The following is a 5105-nucleotide window of genomic DNA, read 5'->3' as shown; positions in this document are numbered from 1 at the left end:
GTGGTGGCGCGGTTGGAGGCTCGCGGTACGGGTGTGTTCCTGGAGGTGGGTCCTCGGGCGGTGCTGGCGGGGATGGTGCGTTCCAGTCTGTCGCCGCGGTCGACGGCCACCGTCACCGCCACCGCACGCCGCGACGAACCGGAAGAGCACGCCGTCCTGCGCGCCGCCGCCGAGGCCTTCACGGCGGGCGTGGACGTCGACTGGACGGCGGTGCGCCCCCACCAGGCCGGGAGAGCCGGCGGAGCCGTCGAGCCGCCCACGTACGCCTTCGATCGCCGCCGGTTCTGGCTCACCGACCGCGACGCCACGGCCGGGGAGCGCCCCTCGTTGCTCGAGCGTGCCGTCCCGGTGGCGCACGACGGCGGACAGCTGCTCACCGGCAGGCTCTCCCGCCGCAGCACCCCCTGGCTGGCTGACCACACCATCGGTGACGACGTCCTCGTACCCGGCACCGCGTTCGTGGAACTCGCCCTGCACGCGGCGGCGACGTGCGGAGCGACGGTGGTCGCTGAACTCGCCCTGCACGCACCGCTGTTGCTGCCGGCCTCCGGTGCCGTGGAGATCCAGGTGGCCGTCGGAGGCGAGGACGGGGACGGCCGGCGCGAGCTGACCGTCCACGCCCGGCCCGCCGACGACCCCACGGCCCCGTGGACCCGGCACGCCGCGGGCCGTCTCGAACCGGACCGGGCCGCCCTTGCGGCCGGACCGGGGGACTGGGCGGTGTCCTGGCCGCCGCAAGGCGCCGAGCGGATCAACCTCGACGGGGTCTACGAGCGTCTGGCGGAGGCCGGGTACGTCTACGGACCCGCCTTCCAGGGCCTGGTGGCCGCCTGGCGGTCGGGCGACGACCACTACGCGGAGGTCCGCCTGCCCGGGTCGTCGCGTGAGACCGCCGGCGGGTTCTTCGCGCATCCCGCACTGCTCGACTCCGTGCTGCACGTACTCGTGCTCGATGCCATCGACGACCCTGCCGGGGGCGGGCGGCCCATCCCCTTCGCGTTCACGGACGTCAGCGTGGAGCGGCCAGGGGCCGAGCGGTTGCGTGTCCGGCTCTCCCGGGCGGACGACGGCGGCGTGCGGCTCGACCTCCGCGACGAGGACGGCGAACGCATCGGCGTCGTACGGTCGGTGACGCTGCGTCAGTCGACGAGTGTGATCCCGACGGACGCCGGCGCGCTGTACGAGGTGGCATGGATGCCGGTGGAGTTCGCGGAGACGGCGGAAGAAGTGCGCGGCGCGCGACCACGCTGGGCCGTGCTCGGTCAGGAGCCGTCCGTGTCCACGACGGCCGCCGCGCTGGCCGCCGCCGGGATCGAGGCCTCCGTGCTCCGCGATCTGGAAGAGATCGCCACCCGGCTTGAAAAGGCCGACGTGGCGATCGTGTGCGCGACACCGGACGACGACGCGTCGGCGGACGCGCCCCGTGCCGCCCGCCGTGCCCTGCACGCCGCCCTCGACCTCGTGCGGGGCCGGGCCACCGACGAACGCCTGGCCGCGACACGCCTGGTCTTCCTCGCCGATCCCTTCTCGGCCGCCGGGGCGCCGGTGTGGGGGCTGGTGCGTTCCGCGCAGGCCGAACACCCGGGAGCCTTCACCCTGGCCGACCTCCGCGACGACTCCCCGGCCGCCTGGCGCCGCCTGGCCGAGGCCGTGGCGAACGGCGAGCCGCAGTTCACGGTGGACGGCGAGCGGACGCGCGTACCCCGGCTGGTACGGCGGCCTCCGACGGACGCTCCCCCGAGCAGTCCCGGCGGTCCGCAGCCGCACACCCCCGGCAACCGCCCGCTCGGCAGCGGCAACCACTCCTTCGGCACCGGCACCGTCCTGATCACCGGCGGCACCGGAGGACTCGGCGGCTGGCTCGCGGAGCACCTGGTCGACCGGCACGAGACACGCGACCTCCTGCTGGTCTCCCGCCGCGGTCCGGACGCCCAGGGCGCGGCGGACCTCAAGGCCCGCCTCGAAGCCCGCGGCGCCACGGTCCGCGTAGCCACCTGCGACGTGGCCGAACGCGCCGAGCTGGCGGCGCTGCTGGAAACCGTTCCCCGGCTCACGGCGGTCGTCCACACCGCGGGCGTCCTGGCGGACTGCGTGGTGGACGGACTCGGCCCCGACCGCATGGAGACCGTGCTGCGGCCCAAGGCGGACGGTGCCTGGCTGCTGCACGAACTCACGCGGGACCGGGCACTGAAGGCCTTCGTCCTGTTCTCCTCGGTGGCCGGTGTGCTGGGGCACGGCGGACAGGCCAACTACGCGGCGGCCAACGGCTTCCTCGACGCACTCGCCGCACACCGCAGGGCGCTCGGCCTGCCCGCGACCAGCATCGCGTGGGGCCTGTGGTCCTCGGCGGCCGGAATGGCGGCGGGGCTGACGCGGGCGGACGAAGCGCGGCTGTCACGCACCGGAGCACTTCCCCTCGAACGCGAGCAGGGACTCGCCCTGTTCGACGCGTCACTTGACGCAGCGTCAGGAATGTCGGCGGCAGTGCGTACCGCCTTCGACGGCGGTCCCGTGGTCGCCGCTCGCTGGGACCTCGCCGGGCTGCGCGCCACGGCCCGGTCGGGAGGTGTCGTACCGGCGGTGCTGCACGGGCTGGCCCGCGTGCCACGCCGTACGACCGCCACGGCGACAGACCGGCCCGCGGACCGGCGAACCGAGCACGCGGCGGGACAGGGCGCCGGTGGCCTGGCCGAGCGCCTGTCGGCCCTGGACGCGGCGGCCGCCCGGCGCACCGTCCTGGACCTGGTCCGCACGCAGGCCGCCACCGTCCTCGGACACGGAAGCCCCGACGCGATCGACGCCGACCGGCCGTTCACCGAACTCGGCCTGGACTCGCTGGCATCGGTGGAACTACGCGGCAACCTCGGCCGCGAGACCGGGCTCACGCTGCCCGCCACCCTGATCTTCGACCACCCCACGGTGGAAGCGGTCACCGACCACCTGCTGCGCGAACTCGCGCCGCGTACCCGTTCCGCGGCGGACGCGCTCGCCGACGCGCTCGACCAGGTGACCGCACTGCTCGGCCGGCTCGACGACGACCCCGGACAGCGCGACCGCGCCGGGGCGGCACTCCAGGCCGCCCTGCGCAGGGTGCGCCCGGACCACGAGGCACCCGCGCTCACGGAAGGGTTCGGCGCGGCCTCCGACGAAGAACTCTTCCAGTTCATCGACAACCAGATCTGAGCACTCGACCTGATCAGCCTGTCGATCCGATCAACCCGGTAAGCCCGGTCAACCTGATCAACCCGATCAACGTGATCCCAAGGGGGCACCCGCGATGGCGACCGAAGAACGGCTCCGCGAATACCTGAGACGAGCGACCGCCGACCTGGCCGACGCCCGGCACCGGCTGGCCGACGCCGAGGAGCGCGCACACGAACCGATCGCCGTCGTCGGCATGGGCTGCCGTTATCCCGGCGGGGTGACCGACCCGGACGGACTGTGGGACCTGGTGGACTCCGGCACGGACGCCACCAGCGCCTTCCCCGCCGAACGCGGCTGGGACGCCGAGGCGCTCTACGATCCCGACCCCGACACCCCGGGGCACACCTACTCGGCGCGCGGCGGGTTCCTGGACGACCCCGGAGCCTTCGACGCCCCGTTCTTCCGCATGAGCCCGCGCGGCGCCCAGGCCACCGACCCGCAGCACCGGCTGATGCTGGAGACCGCGTGGGAGGCGTTCGAACGCGCCGGCATCGACCCGGCCACGCTGCGCGGCAGCCGCACCGGGGTGTGGGCGGGCCTGATGTACGAGTTCTACTCCGCGCAGCACCTCGGCGCGATCCCCGAGGAGTTCGACGGCACCCTGCTGATCTCCAGCACGCCGAGCATGCTCTCCGGCCGCGTCTCCTACACCTTCGGGCTCGAAGGCCCCTCCGTCACGCTGGACACCGCGTGCTCGTCCTCACTGGTCGCCGTCCACCAGGCGGTGCGGTCGCTGCGGGACGGCGAGTGCGTGCTGGCCCTGGCGGGCGGGGTCACCGTGATGGCGGTGCCCGACATCTTCCTGGAGTTCTCCCGCCAGCGCGGACTGGCGCCTGACGGCCGCGTGAAGCCGTTCTCGGCCGACGCGGACGGCACCGTGTGGGCCGAGGGCTGCGGCGTGCTGCTGCTGGAGCGGCTGTCGGACGCGGTACGCGCCGGGCACCCGGTGCACGGCGTGATCCGCGGCACCGCCGTCAACCAGGACGGCGCGAGCAACGGCCAGACCGCGCCCAGCGGGCCGGCCCAGGAGAAGGTGATCGCCCAGGCCCTCGCCGACGCCCGCCTGGACGCCCGCGACATCGACGCGGTGGAGGCACACGGCACCGGCACTCCGCTGGGCGACCCGATCGAGGCCAACGCCATCCTCGCCACCTACGGCAAGAGCAGGCCGCAGGAGCGCCCGCTCCTGCTGGGGTCGCTGAAGTCCAACATCGGCCACGCGCAGGCGGCTTCGGGTGTCGGCGGCATGATCAAGATGATGCTGGCGATGCGCCACGGCAAGCTGCCGCGCACCATCAACATCAGCGCGCCGACCCCCCGGGTCGACTGGTCCTCCGGCGCGGTCGAACTGCTGGACCGCGAACGCGAGTGGCCACGCCGGGCGGACGGAACGCGGCGGGCCGCGGTCTCCTCGTTCGGCATCAGCGGCACCAACGCCCACGTGATCCTGGAGGAACCTCCCGCCCCGACCGCGCCGGAGCCCTCGGACGATCCGCGTACGACAGCCGCCGAGGGCACCCCGGACGCCCCCGTGAAGGCGCCCGCCGCCTGGGTGCTCAGCGCCCGCGGTGAGGCCGCACTGCGCGGCCAGGCCCGTCGGCTCGCCGACCGGGTGAGCGCCGACGAGGACCTGCGGCCGGCCGACGTCGCCTACTCGCTCGCGGCCACCCGCAGCCGCTTCGACCACCGCGCCGTCGTCGTGGGCCGGGACCGCGCCGAACTGCTCGACCGCCTGAGCGCCTTCGCCCAAGGCTCGGAGGGCACTCCGGTCATCACCGGGACCGCCGGCGGCACCGCACGTCCCGCGGTGGTGTTCTCGGGTCAGGGTGGTCAGCGGTTGGGGATGGGGCGGGGTTTGTATGAGGCGTTTCCGGTGTTCGCGGGGGCGTTCGATGAGGTGT

General features: G+C 74.2%; 2 protein-coding genes. Both read left to right on the top strand.

Annotated features, from left to right (window positions below; genetic code table 11):
• A partial coding sequence (locus tag CK485_RS08165) for a type I polyketide synthase (RefSeq protein WP_206749852.1) occupies positions 1 to 3183 on the top strand: 3183 nt, incomplete at its 5' end.
• A gap of 94 nt (positions 3184 to 3277) precedes the next feature.
• On the top strand, positions 3278 to 5105 hold a 1828-nt coding region (locus tag CK485_RS08160; RefSeq protein ID WP_146214506.1), incomplete at its 3' end, for a type I polyketide synthase.

The organism is Streptomyces sp. ICBB 8177, assembly GCF_003144095.1.
GTDB lineage: Bacteria > Actinomycetota > Actinomycetes > Streptomycetales > Streptomycetaceae > Streptantibioticus_D.
Note: the sequence above shows the minus strand (reverse complement) of the source record. Positions and strands in the feature narration are given on the sequence as shown.